The 21,605-nt window shown below is 49.5% G+C and carries 17 protein-coding genes, 1 pseudogene and 1 riboswitch; of the genes and pseudogenes, 10 read left to right on the top strand and 8 right to left on the bottom strand.

What is annotated here, in order from left to right:
• Window positions 1-41: 41 nt before the first annotated feature.
• The gene (locus tag KJS57_RS19585; RefSeq protein WP_213656068.1) at window positions 42-1,814 is read right to left on the bottom strand and encodes a B12-binding domain-containing radical SAM protein; all 1,773 of its coding nucleotides are present in this window, start codon (window positions 1,812-1,814) and stop codon (window positions 42-44) included.
• 11 nt (window positions 1,815-1,825) lie between these two features.
• Window positions 1,826-3,670, bottom strand: a complete 1,845-nt coding sequence (gene recQ, locus KJS57_RS19580; protein WP_213656067.1) for a DNA helicase RecQ — start codon at window positions 3,668-3,670, stop codon at window positions 1,826-1,828.
• Between the two features lie 209 nt (window positions 3,671-3,879).
• Between recQ and KJS57_RS19575 the strand changes: the two genes are divergently transcribed.
• The 5 genes from KJS57_RS19575 (at window position 3,880) to rlmD (ending at window position 9,542) form a co-directional block, all read left to right on the top strand.
• On the top strand, window positions 3,880-5,550 hold the full coding sequence (locus KJS57_RS19575; protein ID WP_244861634.1) for a spore germination protein: 1,671 nt from the start codon (window positions 3,880-3,882) through the stop codon (window positions 5,548-5,550).
• Entirely contained in the window at window positions 5,498-6,595 is a 1,098-nt protein-coding gene (locus tag KJS57_RS19570; RefSeq protein ID WP_213656065.1) for a GerAB/ArcD/ProY family transporter, read from the top strand. Before KJS57_RS19575 ends, KJS57_RS19570 begins: the two co-directional genes overlap by 53 nt.
• Window positions 6,588-7,799 (top strand): Ger(x)C family spore germination protein, encoded by a 1,212-nt coding sequence (locus KJS57_RS19565; protein WP_213656064.1) that lies wholly within the window; start codon window positions 6,588-6,590, stop codon window positions 7,797-7,799. Before KJS57_RS19570 ends, KJS57_RS19565 begins: the two co-directional genes overlap by 8 nt.
• Window positions 7,800-7,811: 12 nt before the next feature.
• Window positions 7,812-7,997 carry a CLC_0170 family protein gene (locus KJS57_RS19560; protein WP_211022018.1) on the top strand — a complete coding sequence of 62 codons (186 nt, stop codon included), beginning with the start codon at window positions 7,812-7,814 and terminating at the stop codon, window positions 7,995-7,997.
• Window positions 7,998-8,108: 111 nt separating this feature from the next.
• Window positions 8,109-9,542 carry a 23S rRNA (uracil(1939)-C(5))-methyltransferase RlmD gene (rlmD, locus tag KJS57_RS19555; RefSeq protein ID WP_213656063.1) on the top strand — a complete coding sequence of 478 codons (1,434 nt, stop codon included), beginning with the start codon at window positions 8,109-8,111 and terminating at the stop codon, window positions 9,540-9,542.
• 72 nt (window positions 9,543-9,614) lie between these two features.
• Here rlmD and KJS57_RS19550 read toward each other — a convergent pair.
• A pseudogene (locus KJS57_RS19550) lies at window positions 9,615-10,308 on the bottom strand (hypothetical protein).
• A gap of 230 nt (window positions 10,309-10,538) precedes the next feature.
• Here KJS57_RS19550 and KJS57_RS19545 point away from each other — a divergent pair.
• Window positions 10,539-13,616, top strand: a complete 3,078-nt coding sequence (locus tag KJS57_RS19545; protein WP_213656062.1) for an EAL domain-containing protein — start codon at window positions 10,539-10,541, stop codon at window positions 13,614-13,616.
• A 69-nt stretch (window positions 13,617-13,685) separates the two neighbouring features.
• On the opposite strand, the gene KJS57_RS19540 is transcribed toward KJS57_RS19545, so the two are convergent.
• A complete protein-coding gene (locus KJS57_RS19540) occupies window positions 13,686-14,597 on the bottom strand; it encodes a helix-turn-helix transcriptional regulator (protein ID WP_213656061.1) in 912 nt (303 codons plus the stop codon).
• A gap of 103 nt (window positions 14,598-14,700) precedes the next feature.
• Between KJS57_RS19540 and KJS57_RS19535 the strand changes: the two genes are divergently transcribed.
• From KJS57_RS19535 to KJS57_RS19525, 3 genes are all read left to right on the top strand, one after another.
• On the top strand, window positions 14,701-15,162 hold the full coding sequence (locus tag KJS57_RS19535) for a VOC family protein (RefSeq protein ID WP_213656060.1): 462 nt from the start codon (window positions 14,701-14,703) through the stop codon (window positions 15,160-15,162).
• Window positions 15,163-15,732, top strand: a complete 570-nt coding sequence (locus tag KJS57_RS19530; protein WP_213656059.1) for a YdeI/OmpD-associated family protein — start codon at window positions 15,163-15,165, stop codon at window positions 15,730-15,732. It abuts the gene before it with no gap.
• Window positions 15,733-16,286: 554 nt separating this feature from the next.
• Window positions 16,287-16,862, top strand: coding sequence for a 50S ribosomal protein L25 (locus KJS57_RS19525; protein ID WP_213656058.1), 576 nt, complete (start codon window positions 16,287-16,289; stop codon window positions 16,860-16,862).
• A gap of 60 nt (window positions 16,863-16,922) precedes the next feature.
• Here KJS57_RS19525 and KJS57_RS19520 read toward each other — a convergent pair whose 3' ends face one another.
• The gene (locus tag KJS57_RS19520; RefSeq protein ID WP_244861633.1) at window positions 16,923-17,846 is read right to left on the bottom strand and encodes a GNAT family N-acetyltransferase; all 924 of its coding nucleotides are present in this window, start codon (window positions 17,844-17,846) and stop codon (window positions 16,923-16,925) included.
• Window positions 17,847-18,023: 177 nt separating this feature from the next.
• On the opposite strand from KJS57_RS19520, the gene KJS57_RS19515 reads away from it, so the two are divergent.
• Complete coding sequence (locus tag KJS57_RS19515; RefSeq protein ID WP_211021999.1) at window positions 18,024-18,608, top strand: LOG family protein; 585 nt, start codon at window positions 18,024-18,026, stop codon at window positions 18,606-18,608.
• Window positions 18,609-18,702: 94 nt separating this feature from the next.
• On the opposite strand, the gene sdaAA is transcribed toward KJS57_RS19515, so the two are convergent.
• From sdaAA to KJS57_RS19500, 3 genes are all read right to left on the bottom strand, one after another.
• The gene (gene sdaAA / locus KJS57_RS19510) at window positions 18,703-19,584 is read right to left on the bottom strand and encodes an L-serine ammonia-lyase, iron-sulfur-dependent, subunit alpha (RefSeq protein WP_213656057.1); all 882 of its coding nucleotides are present in this window, start codon (window positions 19,582-19,584) and stop codon (window positions 18,703-18,705) included.
• Window positions 19,585-19,599: 15 nt separating this feature from the next.
• The gene (gene sdaAB / locus KJS57_RS19505; RefSeq protein WP_211021995.1) at window positions 19,600-20,265 is read right to left on the bottom strand and encodes an L-serine ammonia-lyase, iron-sulfur-dependent subunit beta; all 666 of its coding nucleotides are present in this window, start codon (window positions 20,263-20,265) and stop codon (window positions 19,600-19,602) included.
• Window positions 20,266-20,429: 164 nt separating this feature from the next.
• Window positions 20,430-20,545: riboswitch (glycine riboswitch) on the bottom strand.
• A gap of 61 nt (window positions 20,546-20,606) precedes the next feature.
• Window positions 20,607-21,596, bottom strand: coding sequence for an ABC transporter ATP-binding protein (locus tag KJS57_RS19500; RefSeq protein WP_213656056.1), 990 nt, complete (start codon window positions 21,594-21,596; stop codon window positions 20,607-20,609).
• Between the last annotated feature and the right edge of the window lie 9 nt (window positions 21,597-21,605).

Below are 21,605 nucleotides of genomic sequence, written 5' to 3'. Positions count from 1 at the left end.
TAACAGGATCAGACGACGGCAAAATAGAGAAACTATACTCCTTACGCTAGAGCCGAAGTAACCGGCATCGTATAGTAGACCGGCTTCTGATGGCCGGCATCATCCTGCTGGTACAACACAACTAACAGCGTGCCTTCCTGTCGTTCTTCGAAGTCCGTTTTGCCTTCCAATACATCCGTAAGCGAAAAAGGAAGCTCGTCCAGAACAGCGCATTTTTGCAATTCCCGCTCGCCGAGATCAAGCGCCGCAAACTCCGGAGACACTTCGGCCGGACGCTCGGTTAAAGCCTTGAAATAAGCGGTCCGCCGCGGTTTGTCGATCCGGTCTTCCCACCAGATTTTGCGCGGCTTGTACTTGTGACCCAGGAAATAGTCCAGCTTCATCAGACCGAGCACGATCTCCGGCTGCTTCATGCCGCGCCATTCCAGGAACTCATAGAGCCGGGTAAACAAATCCTCCAGCTGATGGCCGATTCGCTGCCACCCCTGTCCTTCCCAGAAATCTCCCAATTCCTGAAAGAAATCGAACGGCGATTCGAACTCCCGGGTAATCAAATACTCCATCGTATTGTCCATCCGGTGGTCGTTCCAATATTTCTCCAGCACATCCTCCAAACGCTTCAGCCGGACGATATCGGAGAAAGGCATAATATCGTTACCCAGAATTTCATAAGGGGCATGATCCATATAAGTGTAATTGTACTTGGCGGCGTCATTCCTAAGCCCCGTACCGCGCAGCATTTTCAGGAACCCGAGCTGCAATTCCTCAGGACGCATGGCAAATACGTCGTTGAATGTTTTACGGAAAGAAGCGTAATCCTCCTCGGGCAGCCCGGCGATCAGGTCGAGATGCTGATCAATTTTTCCGCTGTTCTTGATTTTCATGACGGTCCTCGTCAGCTTGGTAAAGTTTTGACGTCGCTTAACGAGTTCATTGGTGTTATCGTTTGTCGACTGGACCCCAATTTCGAACCGGAAGATGCCCGGCGGAGCGTTCTCCGCCAAGTAATCCAATACCTCGGGCCGCATGATATCGGCCGTGATTTCAAATTGGAATACGCAGCCGCCGTGATTGTTGATCAGGAACTCGAACATTTCCATAGCGTAGCTGCGGTTGATGTTGAAGGTCCGATCCAGAAATTTGATCGTTTTGGCACCGTGTTCGATCAGATACAGAATATCCGATTTTACCCGTTCAATATCGTAATAACGCACGCCCACCTCAATGCTGGACAGGCAGAACTGGCAATTGAACGGACAGCCCCGGCTTGTCTCAAAGTAGACGATCCGTTTGCCCAGATCCGGAATATCTTCCGGAAACCGGTGCGGCGACGGCAGTGTGTCTAGATCGGATTTCGGACGGGCCGGATTAACCCTAACTTCTCCGTCTTTCCGGTAAGCCGCACCGAATACATAATGGAATTTGCGTTCTCCGGACAGCTCCTGCAGCAGGTGATGGAACGTCTCTTCGCCGTCACCCATCACGATATAATCAATACTTTTCACCCGCTCCATCCAATATGCCGTGTCATAGGAAACCTCGGGCCCGCCCAACACGATCGCCGTATCGGGCAGCACCTTTTTCAGCATATCGATAACCTTGATCGTCTCTTCGATGTTCCAGATATAACAGGAAAAGCCGATCACGTCCGGCCGCTTCATATATAAATCGGATACGATGTTCAACACCGGATCCTTGATCGTATACTCTGCCAAATCGATATCGAACTCACCGCCGCTATAGGCTTTGAGCAGTCGAATCGCCAGTGAAGTGTGGATATATTTCGCGTTTAATGTAGCTAAAATAACTTTCATCGTTCACAACCCTATTCCATATTTTGAAAAAACTCGAGGAACGGCAAGCCGTATTTGCGGTATTTGACTTCCCCTACACCTTTAATCCGCAGCATTTCGGCCTCGCTTGTCGGGCAGATCATGCTCATTTCGCGCAAGGTCGCATCGTTGAAAATAATGTACGAGGGAACCCGGTCCTTCTCGGCCAAATCACGCCGGATCAGCCGCAATTGCTCGAATACCGTTTCATTAACCGCTGAAGGACCATCGTCGTAAGCGGCGCCCCGCCGGCGGGAACCTCTGGTGCGGGATGCCGCATTGGCTGCGGCCGGCTCCGGCGCACGCATCATGACCTGATGCTGGCCTCGCAGAACATCTCCCGCCAACGGCTGCAGGCGGACAATCGGATATTGCCCTTCGGACAGGGCAAGATATCCTTCCGCGATAAACACGTTGATCAGCTCGGAGATTTCCTTCTCGGTTCTGCGGCGCATCATACCGTAGGTCGGCAGACCGTCAAAGCCGTATTGGAGCACCTTTTTGTTCTGGGAGCCCTTGAGCACCGAAGACACCAGGGAAACTCCGAAGCGCTCTCTCATCCGGTGAATGCACGAGAATACGATCTGCGCATCCACCGTCATATCGACGAGCTCCCGCTCGTCCCGGCAGGAGCTGCAAATGCCGCAGACATCCCGGTTATGGGCTTCGCCAAAATAATCGAGCATCCCCCAGCGCAGGCAACTCGTGGAATAGCAGTACTCTATCATCTGCTGAAGCTTCCGGTACTCATTGCGTTTACGGTCTTCATCCTGCGGGTTCTGCTCGATCAGGAATTTTTGCGTCATGATGTCCTGCGGGCTGAACAGCAGAATACACTCGCTCGGTTCGCCGTCCCGCCCGGCCCGGCCCGCTTCCTGAACGTATGCCTCCATATTTTTCGGCATATTGAAATGAATCACGTAACGCACATTCGATTTATCGATCCCCATTCCGAAAGCGTTGGTCGCAACCATCACCCGGATATCGTCATAGAGGAACGCTTCCTGGCTCTCCTCCCGTTCACGGTCGGACATACCGGCATGATAGCGCCCTGCCGGTATGCCGTTTTCCCGCAAACGTCCGTACAGATCGTCGACCTCTTTTCGGGTCGCGGCATAGATGATGCCGGGTTGATGCCCGTGCGTTTCCGCGTAATTCATGATGAATTCACGCTTGTTTTCGCCCCGCAGCACCGACATGGCCAGATTATCCCGGCCCAGGCCGGTTACAAAGACAGACGGATCGTTCAGCCTGAGCAGGCGGATCATGTCCTCTTTGACTTCCGGCGTCGCGGTCGCCGTAAAGGCCGCCAGAATCGGGCGGCGCGGCAGTCCGTTCACAAAGGGTGAGACCGCCAGATAGCTCGTCCGGAAATCATGTCCCCACTGCGAGACGCAGTGGGCCTCATCGACGGCTACACAGGAAATTTCCAGCCCGCTCATCTCCTCGCGGAACCAGTCCAGCTCCAGCCGTTCCGGCGCGACGTAGAGCAGCTTCAAATCGCCTCGCTTAGCGGCGCGGATGCGGTCGTTCACCTCTTTGCCGGACAAGGTGCTGTTAATATAAGCGGCCGGAATCCCCATTGCGATGAGCGCATCCACCTGGTCTTTCATCAACGAGATCAACGGGGACACGACCAGCGTCAACCCGGGCTGCAGCAGCGCCGGGATCTGGTAACAAATCGACTTGCCTCCACCAGTGGGCATAATGCCTAGCGTATCGGCTCCATCCAGCATGCTGGCGACGATTTTTCGCTGTCCTTCTCGGAAATCGGGATACCCGTAATATTTTTGCAGCAGCAGCTGCGCTTGTTCCAGACGGGTGGTTTGAGCATTCATTGAACTAAACTCCTTATATCTTATAGATATTCTAAACTCTCAAGTGTTGCATTTTATTGTACCGGGCCCTGAAACAATGGGCAACTTTTGCGGTTTAATACAGCCAAATTGCACACCGGGTACATAAAGTGCCCGTCCCTTATCCACACTTACTATTATATACTTTAACCCGTTAAGAGAGGGTCCTTATTTTATTGGAGGAATACGCCGTGAAAAAGTGGAGCGAGACCTATCGGGCCTATAAAGATCAAGAGAATAGCTCTTCCGGTTCCGGGGAAGCCGCCGCTAGCCGGGGCTTCTCCCTCCCTTTGAGCCCTTCGCTTGACGATAATCTGGCCAAGATTGAACAAGCGATCGGCGTCAATGGCGACCTTAGCGTGCGTAATTTTCTCATTGCGAACCGATTCAAGGCGGCCCTTGTTTTCCTGTCCTCGATGACCGACCAGAACGGCATTCGGGAGAACGTACTAAAGCCGCTTATGCAATGGCAGGAACCCGAAATTAAAGATGAAGAGCCCTTAAGGGAGCATCTGCTCGACCGGCTCTGGAACGAAACGATCTATATCAGCGATGGCCAAAAGTGCTCCGAAATATCCAGGGTCTTCGATTTGGTCTCTTCCGGCTTCGTGGTACTGCTTCTGGACCAATGCGAACAGTCGATGGCCTTTGCCATGCGCCAAATTGAAAAACGGGGCATCGAACAGCCCCAGACCGAACAAGTAATCCGCGGCGCACGCGAGGGCTTCATCGAACTGCTCGACACTAACCTGTCGCTGATCCGGTACCGGCTGCAAACTCCGGATCTCAAGATCGAAACCGGGCCGGTCGGGCAGCGGACCCAATCCCGTGTCGCCGTCTGCTATATCCAAGGCATCACGGATCCGGAGCTCGTGGCGGAGGTGATGCTGCGGATTTCCAAAATCAATTTCGACGGTATCATCGATGCGGGTTACATCGAGCAGTTTATCGAGGATCAGCCGATTTCGCCGTTTCCGCAAATCCAGAACACGGAACGGCCCGATAAAACTGTCGCCGCCTTGCTGGAAGGCCGCGTCGTCATTATGGTTGACGGCTCCTCCTTCGCTCTGATCATCCCGGCTCTGCTCGATCAATTCTTCCAGACCATCGACGACTATTCCGAACGATTCATCATCGGAAGCCTTGTCCGATTCATAAGGCTGATCGCTCTGTTGTTCTCCTTGTTCTTCCCTTCACTGTACGTTTCGGTAATTTCATATAATCCCGAGCTATTGCCCACCGATTTTGCCGTGGCGATATCGGGCGGACGGGCCGGCGTACCTTTTCCTGCCGTGCTTGAAGTCTTCATCATGGAAGTTTCCATGGAGATTCTGCGAGAAGCGACGATTCGCCTGCCGCAAATGATCGGCGGGGCCCTGTCCATCGTCGGTGTGCTGGTCATCGGACAAGCTGCGGTATCTGCCGGACTGGCCAGCCCCATCACCGTCGTAATCGTTGCTCTGACCACGATTGGCTCGTTTGCCACGCCTGCTTATAACGTAGCTATCGCGCTCCGGATGCTCCGCTTTCCGCTGATTTTTTTGGCGGGGCTGTTCGGCCTCTACGGTGTCATGATCGGTACCGTTCTCATCATTAACCATTTGCTCTATCTGGAGTCGTTCGGAAAGCCGTACCTCTTCACCCTCCTTACCGGCATGAGGGAGAGGCTGACCGACACGCTGTTCAGAGCACCACTATGGTGGATGAACCGACGTCCCTCCCATCTTCATCCGGTCGATGCCACCCGATCGCCTTACGGGGAAACACAATCCTACATCGATGGCATATTCCAGTCGAAGGAGAATTCCAATGAACAGGAAGCAGAAAATCTCAACGACCCAAACCGCGATCGTCGTCGCTAGTACAACATTCGGGGTAGGCGTGCTTAGCTTTCCCAGGTCGATGGCCGAAGCCGCAGGAAGCGGCGCCCCGCTAATGACTTTGTGCGGTCTCGCGGCCGCACTGGTTCCGCTGTGGCTGATCATTTTATTAGGACTTCGCTTCAAAGGGCAGAGCATTTTTGAATACGGTCAATTGCTCATCGGAAGATGGCCTGCCCAAGCGGCAAATCTGCTCCTGTTCCTCTTCTTTGCTGTTTCATCGGCCCTCTCTTCCCGTCAATTCGGAGATGTCCTCTCAACCGTTGTCTTCCGTAAAACGCCGATAGAGGTAAGCATCATCCTGATTTTATTGACGACCGCATTTTCCTGCCGGCGTGACATCGTCAAGTTCAGTTTTATCCATATCTTCTACTTTCCTTTTATCTTTTTTCCGTACCTGCTGCTTATGCTGATTTCTTTGAAAAGAATCGATTTACTGAGTCTGCAGCCGCTGCTAGGGAATGCCCCCATGAAATTTAATCCTGGCCTCTTTCAAGCGGCTTCCTTATTTCTTGGGTCTTTTATCGTCACCATTCTAATCCCTTATATGAAAAAGCCCGAATCTGCCCTGAAATCGGGGACTTACGGAATTTTCATCAGCGGCGGACTCTATATTCTCATGGTATTCTCGGTCCTCGGCATCTATGGTTCCGAAGAGACTAAGCAGTTGCTCTATCCCACGCTTGAACTGTCCCGTTCCATTTCCTTGGGAGGCGGAGTTCTGGAACGATTTGACGCCATATTTATCATCATCTGGTTCGTCACCGTGTACACCACGCTATATTCCAGCTACTACCTGGCTTCTTTTGCGTTCAGCAAATTGTTTCGATTTGCCGATCAGCGCCTTACCTCTTCGTTTTTGCTACCTGTCTTGCTGGGAATTTCCCTGCTGCCGCAAGACGTATTCCGGGAGCGAAATATCGTCCAGAGCTTGGAATTTAGCGGTTTACTATTTCTGACCTGTTATCCTCTTCTGCTGCTTATCATTTCACTCCTTCGCCGAAAAGGAGGCGTGACCCATGAATAAGATTGTCAAAACCGGACTGCTTAGCCTGCTTTTCGTTTGCTGCGGAGTACTCTTGACGGGGTGCTGGGACAGTCTGGAGATTGAAGACAGGGCGCTGGTTCTCGGTTTGGCGATCGACGAGGCTCCTCCAGAAACCATGGAAAAGGAAACCAATGTGACCCATGAAAAGGGGAAGCTGCCGAACAAGATGATCCGCATAACTGCGCAAATTGCCGTTCCCGGCCGGGTTCCGCTCGGCCCGAGCAGCGCTACCAGCGGGGAAGGCACCCAAAATTCAATTTGGGTCGTTCAAGTGGTCGGACACAGTCTGGACGATGCACTGAACAATTTGCAGCAGCAAATCGCAGACCCCAGATATTTGATCCATTTACGGGTTATCGTCATCAGCGAAGCGATCGCAAAACAGGGACTCGATGATCTTAACGATTATCTCCGGCGCAATCCCGAAGTCCGACGCCGAACCTGGCTCCTCGTATCCGATGGGGAGGCCGCAAAAATCATGGACGTTGCCCCGCCTCTGGAGCGCGTTCCTACCCTTTACCTGCTGTCTATGGTAGAGAAGTCCGTGAAGACCGGCAAATTCCCTTTGGATTATTTGGGTGTATTTTGGACTGCGGAATCCAAATGGGGACAAGACGGCTATCTCCCCTACATTTCAATCCGCGGCAAAGAAAATATATTGATCAAGGGAATGGCTTATTTCAGCGAAGGCCGGCTAGTCGGAACAACCAGCCCTATCGAAATCGGCGGATTCATGGCGGCCAAAGGAATGGACCCCGGCGGGTACTCCGTTTTGGTCAATGTCCCGCAGATGGGCTTCGTAATGGTAAAAACCCAGGAGCGGCATACGAACATGAAGGTTGAAATCCAAAACGGAATTCCCAAAGCTTATCTGAATATTAAATTGGAAGGTATGATCTCGGAACATTTCGGGTCGGCTTCGGAGATTGATTCGCCCGACAAGCTGGATCTCGTTGAGAAAATCTTCGCCGAAGATGGCATTAAAATCGTTAATAAGCTGATCCGGGATACCCAGACCAAACATTCGGATATTCTCGGCATCGGGGAAATCGTCCGTGCACGTCAACCGGCTTACTGGAATCAACATGTCCACGAAAAACGGGATTGGGAGAAAATCTATTCCGGCATTCCTGTCGAGGTTCGGCTTCATATGAAAATACGCCGCGTCGGATTAAAAAATTAGGGGGGAACATCCATGATTCGGGTTATCGGGTTCGACGGCATCATGTTCTTTTTGTCGGGAATGTTGTTGCTGACAGTGGACCGCAGGATTTACAAAACCGAACACAAGAATAAGGAAGCGACGTATTCTTCACTCTTCGGATGGATTAATCTGTCCGGTGCGCTTGTGCTGCTCCTTATATTTCTGTGGCTGAGATGATGCTGACATCCGTCTGACGGCCAGTCCGGGCGCAGGAATCATGGTGCTCGTCCGGTTTGCGTGGTATAGTTAAGTCGGACAAAACTAACAAAATGGAGAATTTATCATAGTATGAAAAAATCCAAGAACGAAAAGACATATCATTCCAAGCCCAATTCCCGGATCTCCAACCGGCAAACGGCGGAGGAGCTTCGGGCCGGCGATATAATCGTCGTAACGATCAAGCGGCTTGGCATTAACGGCGAAGGGGTAGGCTACTACCGCCGCAAAGCAGTATTCATCCAGGGAGCTTTGCCGGACGAAGTCATCAAGGCCGAGGTTATCCGTGCGGAGCCAAAATATATCACCGCCAAAATCACGGACATCGAGAAGCGTTCCCCCCATCGGGTTGACGCCCCTTGTCCGGTATTCGGCATCTGCGGCGGATGCCAGATTCAGCATCTGTCCTATGAAGGACAAATGGCTGCCAAAGAGGATATTGTCCGCGAAGCCTTCTCCCGGTATGCCGGGTTTCAGGATCTCCGGATGAAGCCGATTCTCGGCATGGATCATCCTTGGGATTACCGCAACAAGGCCCAGCTCCAATTGGGCATGCAGCAGGAAGGCATGATTGCCGGATTGTACGCCATGGATTCGCACCGGCTGATCGATATTACGGGCTGCCCGATCCAGCATCCGAAGGTCAACGAAGCGGTGGACCGGACAAGGAATGTCCTGCAGCGGCTCCAAATTCCGGTGTACCGGGAGAAGAGCAACCAGGGACTGGTGCGGACCATCGTCGTCCGCTGGGGATTCCAATCCGGCCAGCTGCAGGTGACGCTGGTCACATCAAGCGACAAGCTGCCGCAGCGCGAGCAGCTTGTCAAGGAGCTCCGGCTCGCGATGCCCGAGCTGACAAGCATTGCAATGAACGTCAATCCGAAGAACACGTCGCTCGTGTTCGGCAATAAGACGTTCATCCTGTGGGGCGAGGACAGTATCCAGGAGTCGCTCGGCGACCTGGATTTCACCCTGTCCCCGCGCGCCTTCTTCCAGCTTAATCCGATTCAGACGGTGAAGCTGTACGAATCGGTACGCGCCGCCGCCAAGCTGACCGGCCGGGAGACGGTGGTCGACGCCTACTGCGGTACAGGAACGATCGGCCTGTGGCTCGCCCCTTATGCACGCGAGATCCGCGGGATCGAGTCCATCCCCGAGGCCGTGGAGGATGCGAAGGAGAATGCCGCGCGAAACGGACGCACGAATACGACCTTCTACCAGGGCCAGGCGGAAGAGCTGCTTCCGCGCTGGGCAAAGGCCGGCTACGCCCCGGACGTCATCGTCGCCGACCCGCCGCGCACCGGTCTGGACCCGCGCTTCCTTGAAGCGGTGCTCCGCACGAAGCCGAAGCGGTTCGTCTACGTGTCCTGCAACCCTTCCACACTGGCCAAGGACTGTAAAGTATTAACGGACGGCGGCTACCAGATCGAATGGGTGCAGCCGATCGATATGTTCCCGCAAACCAGTCATGTGGAGAGCTGCACACTGTTGGTCAAGAAAGACTAATTGTTGAGATGGGTTTATACAGCAAAGAAGCGGGTACTCCCCGCTTCTTTTTTGTTTATCATTATGGTTGGATCATGGAACAATTTCAAATACAGTACCTTGATTCGATTCTGCTACTTTTGTAGAGCCATAAACCGCCAGATATAGCCGGGTTTGATTCAGATTTGCCCCTAAACTAACGTAATACGCAGCATTGGATCCAAAATTATAATCCTTTTCTATTACATTGTAATCGTTTTGTCTGCAGTCGGCGGTTACCCTGGTATAAGCTAATACTCCCCTAACAGGCTCTGTAAAAGCTTGAGCCAGATCGGTAAACACGACGCTTCCCATTCGATTGTAGAATCCATTCTTCAACGGTATCGATATGATCATATTTTACTTCTCTATCGACCCACTTTAGGTTTAAAGTTTGGGGATCACACGGGTTAGGCTTAAAGGATTCGGAAAAAGCAACCGGACCTTGGGTTCCAGCCAGCGAGTAATGGAGATAAAACAATCCGTTGTAGTTAAAACCGGGATGAAAAGCCAGACCGATCAGCCCTCGTTCGTCGTATCCGCCGCTGGAACCTCCCAGTTTTAAGATTCGGTGCCGGATATCCAAAAAAGTACCGATAACTCCGTTTCTAATATAAAAGATCTCCCCGACTTGTGTTGCAATTATTAGGCTCTCGATGGAATCCCCCGGAAGGAAAGTTGTTTTCAATACAGTGGGTAAGTTTATCCTACTAACCATAGGCCGTAAACTGACTTTAACTCTATTCAACTAAATACCCCCTGGTTGAAGTGCTATTTTCTAAAATATGATGAGAAAAATCTTATTAGCACTAATAAGAAATCCGGGATAGGAATAGGTCCAATGACTTACTCTTTCTGTTTGCATGAGGAAATTGATGCTAATAGAGATTCATATTTTTACCGAAATAGTAGATATGGTCTAATTTATTTAGGTTTCCCTAAGACAGTCACAGTATACGGAAAAGTGAGGGGCCGAATATGTCTTTACCTTATGTTTATTCCCTAGTGTTTTTTATTGCTTCTGCCATCTATTTTTTGTTGGGGATCTACACGATCTCTCTCAACACGAAAAGCATGTTGAACCGGTTATACTTTGCGGCATGTGTGTCCCTTTCCGTATGGGCGTTCAGTTTCTCTATTGCCAATTCAGCGCAGGATTACGAGATGGCTATGTTTTGGCGCAGACTGGCTTCTGTCGGTTGGGGAACGGTGTACAGCATACTGCTGAATTTTTACCTCATCCTGACGGAGAGAACCGGAATTCTGAAGAAAAAGTGGATTTATGCGGTGCTGTATCTGCCGGCGCTGGTGAATGTGTTTGCCTTTGGTTTTAGCGATACGGCAAGGGAACATTACAAGCTGGTTGAGACTGCGGCGGGCTGGGTTAATGTTTCGGCGAGCAGCTGGGGCGACTTGTATTTCAACCTATACTATATTTCATTTACCATTTCTGGATTGATAATGCTCGGAAATTGGGGGATAAGGACAACTGACCCGTTAAAGAAAAAGCAGGCATACCTGTTTATGATCTCTTATATCGTAGCTATGGTATTGGGGACGATGACAGATGTGATTCTTAATACATATACTTCATATCCGCTTCCTCAAATGGCGCCGGTTATCGTACTTTTGCCCACCACAGCTATTTTCTACGCCATCAGGCGGTATGGATTATTGGGTCTGGGAAAGAGCGATAGAGTTGAGCCGGGTAAAATATTGAGTGAAGTAAACATGGACAGATTCATAAAAATAATGTCCTTCGTGTGCATCATTGGCGGAATGTTGAATTTCGCTTCACAATATTTTTTCAATCAGCAATTTCCTCATCTCAACATAATTTTATCATTCAGTTTTTTTCTTTTTGTCATAGGCGCTTTATTGACGATCATTAAATTTCTGCCTATTAAGGCGGGCATTAAAGAATACAGCTTCGTTCTTATCATGTTAGTGTCCCTCCTTCTGATCGCGCTTCATTTTATTGATACGGCAAGTATTACTGTATGGGCTACTCCTTTTATTGTTATCATGCTGTCCGTTGTGTTCAACAAGCGGTTTATGATTCTTTGGATAGGTCTTTCCATTCTGGCTACGCAAATTTTTATTTGGGTGAGTGTGCCGAAAGCCATCGTTCAGGTGGATGGATCGGATTATATTGCGAGAATCGGCATCCTGGGTATCACCCTTTGGCTGGCTTATTTCGTCAACCGGGTATATATCCAGCGTCTTGAAGAAAATGAAGCTCAGATCAAGTTTCAGAAGATGGTTTCTCAAATTTCGGGGGATTTTGTTAAAGTCACAGAATCAGATCTGGATGAGAAAATCAATGAACTGTTGGAATTGAGCGGGAGACACTTCCAAGTAGATCGGACGGTCTTCATCCGATTAGGTAAAGAGCAAATTAAATATGAATGGTGCAATGAAGGCGTCGAATCCGTGATCGACAGTATACCCGAGTTGACCGGCGAAGCATTTCCGTGGTGGAAGAATGAGATCTTGAAGACGAACCTGTTAAATATTTCGGACGTGGAACAGCTTCCCCCAGAGGCCCGTGGTGAAAAAGAATTATTTTACGCCCGTAATATGAAATCGCTAATGTCCATTACCGTAAGAAATAAAGGTAAAATTCTGGGTATCTTGTTCTTTGTATCCGTTAAGGCGGCAAAAACCTGGGGGAAAAATCATCAGGAGCTGCTAAGGATTCTGGCCAATTTATTGTCAGATGCACTGGTCAAATTGGAAGCCGAAAAAGAAATAAGCTATATGGCGTATTACGACGCTTTGACAGGTTTTCCTAACCATACCTTGTTCAAAAAACAGCTCGAACAGACGATCCAAGCAGCTAAGGAAACCGGAGACCTCATTGGTGTTCTTTTCATTGATCTGGATTCGTTCAAAGTCATTAATGACACCCTAGGCCATCTTGGCGGAGATGAGATGCTAAAACAGGTGGCAGGCAGGCTATCCAGGTGTTTGAGGCCGCATGATATAGTATCGCGTTTTGGCGGGGATGAATTTCTAATCCAGCTTGCCAAAATGGATCGAGTGGAAAACATTATGGAGATCGCAGATACGATCATGAAGTCGATTTCTCAGCCTGTAATGATTAGAGGACAGGAATTCTTCATTACGTCCAGTGCGGGTATCGCAGTATATCCTGCAGATGGCGAAAGTACGGAAGAGTTGATTAAGAATGCCGATCTCGCCATGTACGCTTCGAAAGAAAAAGGAAAGAATCAAACGACCTTATGCTCATCGGCTATGAAAGAGGAAGTACTGCAGCAAACACAACTGACAAACAGTCTGTACAGGGCGCTGGAAAGAAATGAGTTTGTCCTCTACTACCAGCCCCAGGTGAGTGTTGAAACCCGAGAAATCGTAGGTCTTGAAGCTTTGGTCCGTTGGAACAACCCGGAATTAGGAATGATTTCACCGGCTACATTTATACCCTTGGCAGAACATACCGGACTGATTATCCCGATTGGGCAGTGGGTTCTCGAGACGGCATGCCGGCAGAACAAGGAGTGGCAGGCTATGGGGCTGCCGCCTGTACGCATGGCTGTGAACCTCTCTACTGTTCAGTTTCAGGATCGGAATCTGCTTGGTATTGTTGACAGAACACTTAGTGAAACAGGCCTTGATTCGAAATATCTGGAATTGGAAATCACTGAAAGTGCTGCAGCGGAAGGAGATAATCATCTTATCCATGTGCTTCATAAATTGAAGGGGCTGGGAGTAACGATTTCTGTGGATGATTTCGGATCCGGGTATTCTTCTTTAAGTCGATTAAAGACATTGCCCGTAGATCGGATCAAAATTGACATGCAGTTTGTACGCGGCATCGCAAAAGGGAACAAAGATGAGGCTATAACAAAGACGATTATTCAGCTGGCTAAAAACCTGAACCTTAATGTGATAGCCGAAGGGGTCGAAACGGAGTCGCAATTCGATTTTTTTAACAAATACAAGTGTGATGAGATTCAGGGATACTATTTCTATAAACCGATGCCTGCGTCAGAAATAGAGTCCATTTTGATGGGGCTGACGAAACCTGGTTAAGCACCTGTTCCTGAGAGACACGGAATTGATCTTCCGTGTCTTTTTTTGATTCCCTGAGCTCATTCCAATTCAGCCATACTTCTCCACCATTTGATTTAAAAATTTTCGAAAATCTTCTATATACGTTTTAGGCTCTACGATTTCTAAATGGGTACCGAAGCTCGCCAAAAACTGAAACCCGGCGCTGTCCTGCGGAACATAGATGGTTGCTAAAAGAAGTTCAGAATTGTAATTTTCAATACTCTTTCGACCGTATCTTTCAATGAATTGATCTTTTACGCTGGGCGAAATCAACGCCTTGACCTCGACTAATTGCGGTTGATACCCCGCGGTATGTTCTTGTTCCAATAAATAGTCACGAGGGTTAAACGTTGTTACATCCACATGAAGATGGTCGATCCGGGATAATTTAAAGGTTCTATATCCCTGACGATCCAAACAGAATCCCTTCAAATACCAACTCGACTCACTAAAATGAAGCTGATAGGGCTCGACAATCCGATTACTTTTCATACCACTTTTATCTATATAATCAAATGAAATCAACTTGCTCTTTAGTATGGATTCCTGGCAGATCCTCAAGGTTTGAAGAATCTCAGACCTCCCCTCCCAATCGTAAAATGACAGTTCAATTGAACTTTTCAGAGACAACGGGCTTACCATGGATTCTATTTTTTTGATGGTTACTTCAACTTCCTCGCTAATTAGGATTTGTTCCAATCCGCCGAGCGCAGTCAATATATTCTCTAAGTCGGAGCTGCTTAAAAGTCTTTTGTCCACCTTGTATTCATCCATAAGACCGTAGCCGCCATTAACTCCATGGACAGCATAGATGGGGATGTTTGATAAACTCAAGGTTTCCATATCCCGAAGAATCGTTCTTTTGGAAACGTTGAACAACTGGGTGAATTCTTTGGTTGAAACGATATCCTTTTTCAGCAAAATCATGATTATAGCTATCAATCGCTCGATCTTTTCCAAATAAAACTTCCCCTCTTTTTTGAAGAATTTCACGAATGGTGACCATCGTATGTCACCTATCATGAATTATACTACAGTCATCACATGAAGGAGGTTTTACCCTATGTCAGCTGTTACATATTTAAATTTTGACGGAGATGCAGAACAGGCGATTGAATTTTATTCCGAGGCTTTAAGTGCAACAGAAGTTAAAAAGGTGAAATTCAAGGATTTCCCGCAAGATCCCAACTATCCATTGCCGGAAAATGAGCTGGATATGATCATGGAGTCTTCCCTAACCTTCGCAGGCGGAAAAATAATGATGTCGGACATGCTGCCTTCCATGAAGACGGTGACCGGTGATTTGGTAAAAGGAAATCAAACGCTGATCAGTCTGATCAATGACAATCCACAAAAGCTGGACGAATACTTCAGTAAGCTGTCGGTTGGCGGCCATGTCATCATGCCGTTATCCCATACGCCTTGGTCTTCCTGCTTTGGGATGCTGGTCGATAAATTCGGGGTTTCCTGGAAATTCAATAGCGATGCGGATCAATTTCTGGATAGTGTGATCTCCAACAAATAGATGGAAATCGAAAACTTAATTCCAACGAAATCGAGAGAAGATTTGAGGAACTGGCTTCTGGAACATAGTAAGGCCGCCAAGTCTTGCTGGGTTTTGGTTAGCATGTCCCCCGCCCCTGATAAGTTGTTATATTTGGACGCCGTTGAGGAAGCGTTGTGCTTTGGCTGGATCGATTCCGTGAAAAAGAAAATATCACAAACCGATCTGGCCCAGAAACTGTCACCTAGAAGCAAAAAAACATCATGGACGGAATTGAATAAGGAAAGGGTCCGCCGCCTCGAAAAACTGGGGTTCATGAGAGACGAAGGAAGAATGGTTCTTCCTGACATGGCTTACGATTCTTTTAGAATAGACAGCATTATCGAGCAAAGGCTTATGGAGGAAACGCAAGTATACGAAAATTTCATGGCCTTCCCGGATCTTTATAAAAGGGTTCGGATCGATACGATCCAAAGCAATAAAAATCAGCCGGAATTATATCGGAGAAGGCTGGAGAAATTCATAAATAACACCCGAGATAATAAAATGTACGGTCAATGGAATGATTATGGTCGTCTGCTTGATTACTGATCTACTTCGAAAAAGCCCAGATAAAGTTAGTGTCTGGGCTTTTCAGCTTCAGCTAGTAGTAAGTAATACGTCTTATTCTACACTTTTTAAAGACTCTTTCATTACATTTCTGAATTCGATTAACTTGTTCACTTATCCATCTCCTCGTATATCGCCTTTTTTCCAGGAAATACCTTCCCCGCCCTCATGTTTTATTGTAGGCGAATTCAGAAATGACAAAATGGACCTAGGACGGTAATTGCAGCCGGTCTTAAGTCGGGAAGCGATCAGTCCGAGGAAGGATGTATTTTCTCATCGCAAAGTGCTCTTTACTATAGCACAGCATGTTCGACAGAACCTGCTTTCTATGATATGGTAGCTATAAACAAGGCATTTCGTTCCTTCGGAACGAGGTGCCTTCTCGCGTATTTTGCGGGATTTTTACATTAAATGTCTAAAGGCGGTGATGTAATGGTGCTCGTGCTTCCCCTGCTACGGGGGGCGGAATCCGTAGTCGCAAAGACGATAGATTTTGAATGCATGAAATACCATTTCTAAGAGGAGTGTTTATGATGATGAGAACAAGTTTTCAGGTAGAACGGCGCACGCCAACGAATAAGACGGGCTTGAAGCGTCTAAGGGAATCGGGAAGACTTCCCGCTGTCATTTTCGGGCTCGGAGAAGACAATGACATGATCCACCTTTCCGCTAAACAATTTGGGAAGTGGGTAAGAAACGGCAGCGGCGGTATGGTAGAATTGGACCTTGGCGCACAAGACCAAGTTCTCGTTCTGCTGGAAGGCGTACAGCGGGATCCGGTAACCCAGGAATATATTCATGCGGACTTTCTTCGCGTGGATAAAGATCAACGGGTCCGTACCAAGATCAATATCGAATATGCAGGGATCGCTAAGGGCTCCAAGCTGGGCGGCATCGTTCAAACACAAAGCACGTTCATTGAGATCGAATCCTTACCTGAACTAATTCCAGCGTCGATTCTGGCCGACATAAGTCATCTCGAAATCGGAGACTCTTTGTACGTGCGTGATCTGGAACTACCTGAAGGTGTCCTCCTTATATCTTCCGAAAATGAACTTCTCGTCTCGGTTGTCACCCCTAAGCTTCAGCCGGAAACTGCCGAAGCTATATAACCAATTACGCATTTCAGGGGCTTACCTGCATAGGTAGCCCCTTATTACATATTTCAATATTTAATTCATTTCTATGAAATACCTGATTTCCTCGCTTACCGGGTAAAAACCGACAGATTCATAGAGGGACAACGCCGACTGGTTAGATGTTAAAACCATCAAGTATGTGTTTTTAAGATTGTTGGATTTCAAATACCTCAGAGCCTCAGTAAGCAAATATTTCGCTAGCCCCCGCTTTCGCCAAGGTTCACGAACGAATACGTCCTCAATAACACCGGTATCTTCTTCTTTCCAGGCCATCAACCCTCCGGCTACCGCCCCTTCTTTCCGGACCACCATGGAAGTCCAAAGCGTATTCCCCTTATATTGAGCAAGCCTATCTTTGCCGAGCGGGGTATCCGGCCATACTTCACTCTCGATTTTCAGATATTCATCCTCTTCACTGGGAGCAGCCATGTCCCAACAAGAAAAATCAAACTCCTTATCCAGTTCGAAATCGGAAATCGGTTCCGACAGATTGCGATTCATGCGAAACAAACTGTTCAGATGGATAAAGCCCTTTTCTATGAAAAACGAGCTGTTCTCTTTTTCCGATGCATCATTTCCGAGACATAAATTCGTACCGTATTCCGGCGACAAAGTACTTTTCAATTCATAGGCCCGGTCAACGAGACAAGCGTAGATTTGTTCCAGCAATTCCGCGTCCGTCTCCCGTTCCGGGAGTGTCTTCAGATTGAGATAAATCGAGTGCCTGCTGTCCGGGGAACGTCCGGGCGGGACCGAGTTAATGACGCCTACCTGGCCTTTGGCTACCATTCTGCCGTTTTCAAATGCACAGTACACGTTATTCCAATTCTCTTCATTCCCTACCCACCAAAACACGGCATTGGCTCTGGAACTTACGGCTGTATATAAATCGCCCAGCAGTTGCATATCATCCTGTCTGAAATTTCGAATGGTTCTGCTTATCGCAGAATGGTTCATTACATTACCTCCTACATGCATATCTAGTATTAGATTCAAAATATCATGCTCTCCGAAGTAGAGACAGAGATACTTTGCATATAAACGTCTTTTACAATTTACAAAAGAGCCTAGTCCGGTTATTCAACAAGCTTAAGAAGTAGGCTATAATTTTAATGAACTTAAGGAGGCGATGGAATGAAAAGAATAGCCGTATTTTGCGGATCAAGTGCCGGAGCATCTGAAGTTTACGGCCAAGGGGCGGCCGAGCTGGGCAAAGAACTGGCTGCAAGGAAGCTTACTCTTGTTTACGGGGGCTCCAGCGTGGGGTTGATGGGTACTGTTGCCGATACGGTGCTTGCGGAAGGCGGAGAAGCCATCGGCGTGCTGCCGACTTTTTTGGAAAACCGGGAAATTGCTCACAAGAACCTGTCCGAACTATATATCGTGGATTCCATGCACGAAAGAAAGGCCAAGATGGCCGAACTGGCGGATGGCTTCGTGGTTCTGCCGGGAGGAGCGGGCACGATGGACGAATTTTTCGAAATATTCACATGGGCGCAGTTGGGCCTGCATCGCAAGCCCTGCGGACTGCTGAACACGAACCGTTACTACGATCCCCTGATCACCATGATCAATCATATGGCCGACGAGCAGTTCCTTCAGGAAAAGTTCCGTTCCATGACGCTTAGCGACACGACTCCCAAAGGACTGCTGGATCAATTTCTATCTTATGAACCTCCTGCGGTAAAAACGTTTATGACAACCAAGCAACAGGTTTAATCTCAAAATAACTGTACAACCTGACAGATGGCCTGGAATGCCGAAGAGGTATAACATAATTTCAGTATAAAAAAACAGCCGCCCAAAAGGGCAGCTATTTTTTGCGTGCTCGCAGTTCCTTCATGATCTTGCGGCCGGTCGGAGTCTGAGCCAGACCGCCTTGGGCGGTCTCCCGGTGCCGGCTCGGCATGGCGGAGCCGACCTCCAGCATCACGTCGATCACCTCGTCGGACGGAATGGCGCTTCGCACACCGGCCAGCGCCATATCTGCAGCCGCCAGCGCATTGACTGCCCCGAATCCGTTACGGACGATACAGGGGATTTCGACGAGGCCGCCGACCGGATCACAGATCAAGCCGAGCGTATTTTTAAGAGCCAGCCCGACCGCATGCACCGCCTGCTCCGGCGTGCCTCCGCGCAGTTCCACCATAGCCCCGGCCGCCATGCCGATCGCCGAGCCGACTTCCGCCTGGCACCCGCCTTCGGCGCCGGAGATGAACGAATTGTTGGCGATCACGTAACCGATCGCCCCGGCGCAGAACAGCCCCCGCACCAGATGCTCGTCGTCCCAGCCGAAACGTTCCTGGGCGCTTACGAATACGCCGGGAATGATACCGCATGAGCCTGCCGTCGGCGTCGCGACGATCCGCCCCATGGAAGCGTTGACCTCCGACACGGCCAGGGCATAAGCCATCGCCTGGCAGGCGATGGCTCCTGCTGACGATTCTTCACGCTTCCGGTATGCCTCCACCCTTTTGGCATCACCGCCCGTCAATCCGCTGGGCGATTTCGTTTCCTCCGTCAATCCTTTATGCACCGCGCTTTTCATGATTTGGTAATATTCCGTCATGACCGTCATTATCTCGGCCGCGGATTGGCCGGTCTCTTCAGACTGATCCTGAATCATAATTTCCGAAATCGTCTTGGATTCACTCTCACACAGTTCCATGAGTTCCTGCAAATTGCGAAACCGCATCGTACCCGCTCCCTCCTAAGTCAGATGAATATATGAAACCCGGCTGACGTAAGGCAATGAGGTAACCTCGCCAATCAGCGGTTCAGGAATGGCCGAGTCCGCTTCCACCACAGTAAGCGCTTCTCCTGTCCTGCCCTTCCGGTCGGTAATAATATAACCTATATTGACGTCCGCTTTACTAAACAAAGCGGTAATCCCTGCCAGCACGCCCTGACGGTCGGCATGAGCCACCACCAGCGTAGGCAGCTCGCCGGAGCTTTTCACTTCGAATCCGTTAATGTTGCGGATCACGACGGTCCCCCCGCCGATGGAAGCCCCAATCACTTCGCATCGCTCTTCTCCGGAGGTCAAATTTATTTTTACTGTATTCGGATGAGCTCCAGGCGCCGTGCCGGTTGAAAAGTGCAGGTTCACTCCGGCCTCCTCCGCGTTTTGCAGAGAATTGCGAATCCGCTCGTCATCCGTGCGGTAATCCAGGATACCGCCCACTACCGCAAGATCCGTGCCATGCCCCTTAAAGGTCTCGGCAAACGAACCATAGAAACAAATATCGGCCTCCGTCGGCTCGGCACCGAGCAATTGTCTTGCAAAGCGTCCGATCCGTACCGCTCCGGCGGTATGGGAGCTTGATGGGCCGATCATCGCCGGCCCGATAATTGAGAACACATTCTTGAATCGCATCGATATCTCCCCCGGCTGCTCATAATCTTCAAGAAATTCAAGTCATGCAAAAAGGACAGGAAAAGGCCTATTGCCTCTTCTCTGTCCCGGTTACCAGAAAGTTTAATGTCCTTCTTCACTCGGACACGTACCCCTTGGGTGGCTGAACGCTCTCTCCAGAGTCGCGTCGGATTATGGTCCTGTTACCTGAGAGATTCATGACTGGCGCGCAAGGCCTGCCCTTTGCTCCTTCGGTGCCGCTCATTCCTGCAAGGATAGCGGGCTCTCCCATAATCGTCATTCGCGTATATTATAGTTTGTATTAAATGTAATTTGAGCAGGTAGAAATGTCAAGTTCTGGCTCAGGAGGCCGAATAGCTGCGGATAACCTCCTCAAATTCCGGCTCCTCCATCGCAATATCGTCGATCTCGCCCCAGGTGCCCACGATTCGGATGATCTCCATCGTGCTGACCTCGGTACGGTTTGCCTCGATCATAACGGTATCGTCCTCCATGCCCGTCACACGGAACAAATGAGAATGAGCGCGGCGGTCCAAATCCTCCGGTACATGATAAGCCCCACGGAACTTGATCCGGATGGATGTCGGCAGCCCGATCATCTCCCGCAAGGACGGGATGGTTCCATCATACGTGAGTTGCCCGTGATCAATGACCATGACCCGATTGCACAGCTGTTCGATATCGTCCATGTCATGCGTGGTCAGCAAAATCGTTTTGCCGAAATCCTGATTCAGTGTGCGCAAAAACTGCCTGATATTGACTTTCGCGTGCACATCCAGCCCGATGGTCGGCTCGTCGAGAAACAGCAGCTCGGGATCATGGAGCATGGCGGCTGCAATATCCGCCCGCATCCGTTGACCAAGGGACAGCTTTCGCACCGGCGTCTCCCAAAATTCATTCAGATCCAGCAACTCTGCGAACTGATTCAATCTTTGATTTTTATCGGCCGGGCTGACATCGTACATCTGAGCCAAAATATCATAGGAATCCTTAACCGGAAGATCCCACCAAAGCTGACTCCGCTGTCCGAACACGACGCCGAGCTGCCGCACCGCTTTCCGGCGGTCCTTGTGCGGGTTCAAGCCGCCCACGGACACCTCGCCGGAGGTGGGGTGCAGGATCCCGGTCAACATCTTTATTGTGGTCGACTTTCCCGCTCCGTTCGGACCGATATAGCCGACAGATTCTCCCCGTTCCACTTGAAAGCTGATGCCGCACACCGCCTCTTTATGCCGGTATTCCCTGGAAAATAACGTGCGTATGCCGGAAAATCGGCCTTCCCGAACAACCGGGGTCTTAAACTCTTTATATAAATTCCGGGCTTCGATCATTGCTTAACC

The sequence above is a fragment of the Paenibacillus vini genome (genome assembly GCF_018403325.1).
Taxonomy (GTDB): Bacteria; Bacillota; Bacilli; order Paenibacillales; family Paenibacillaceae; genus Fontibacillus; species Fontibacillus vini.
Note: the sequence above shows the minus strand (reverse complement) of the source record. Positions and strands in the feature narration are given on the sequence as shown.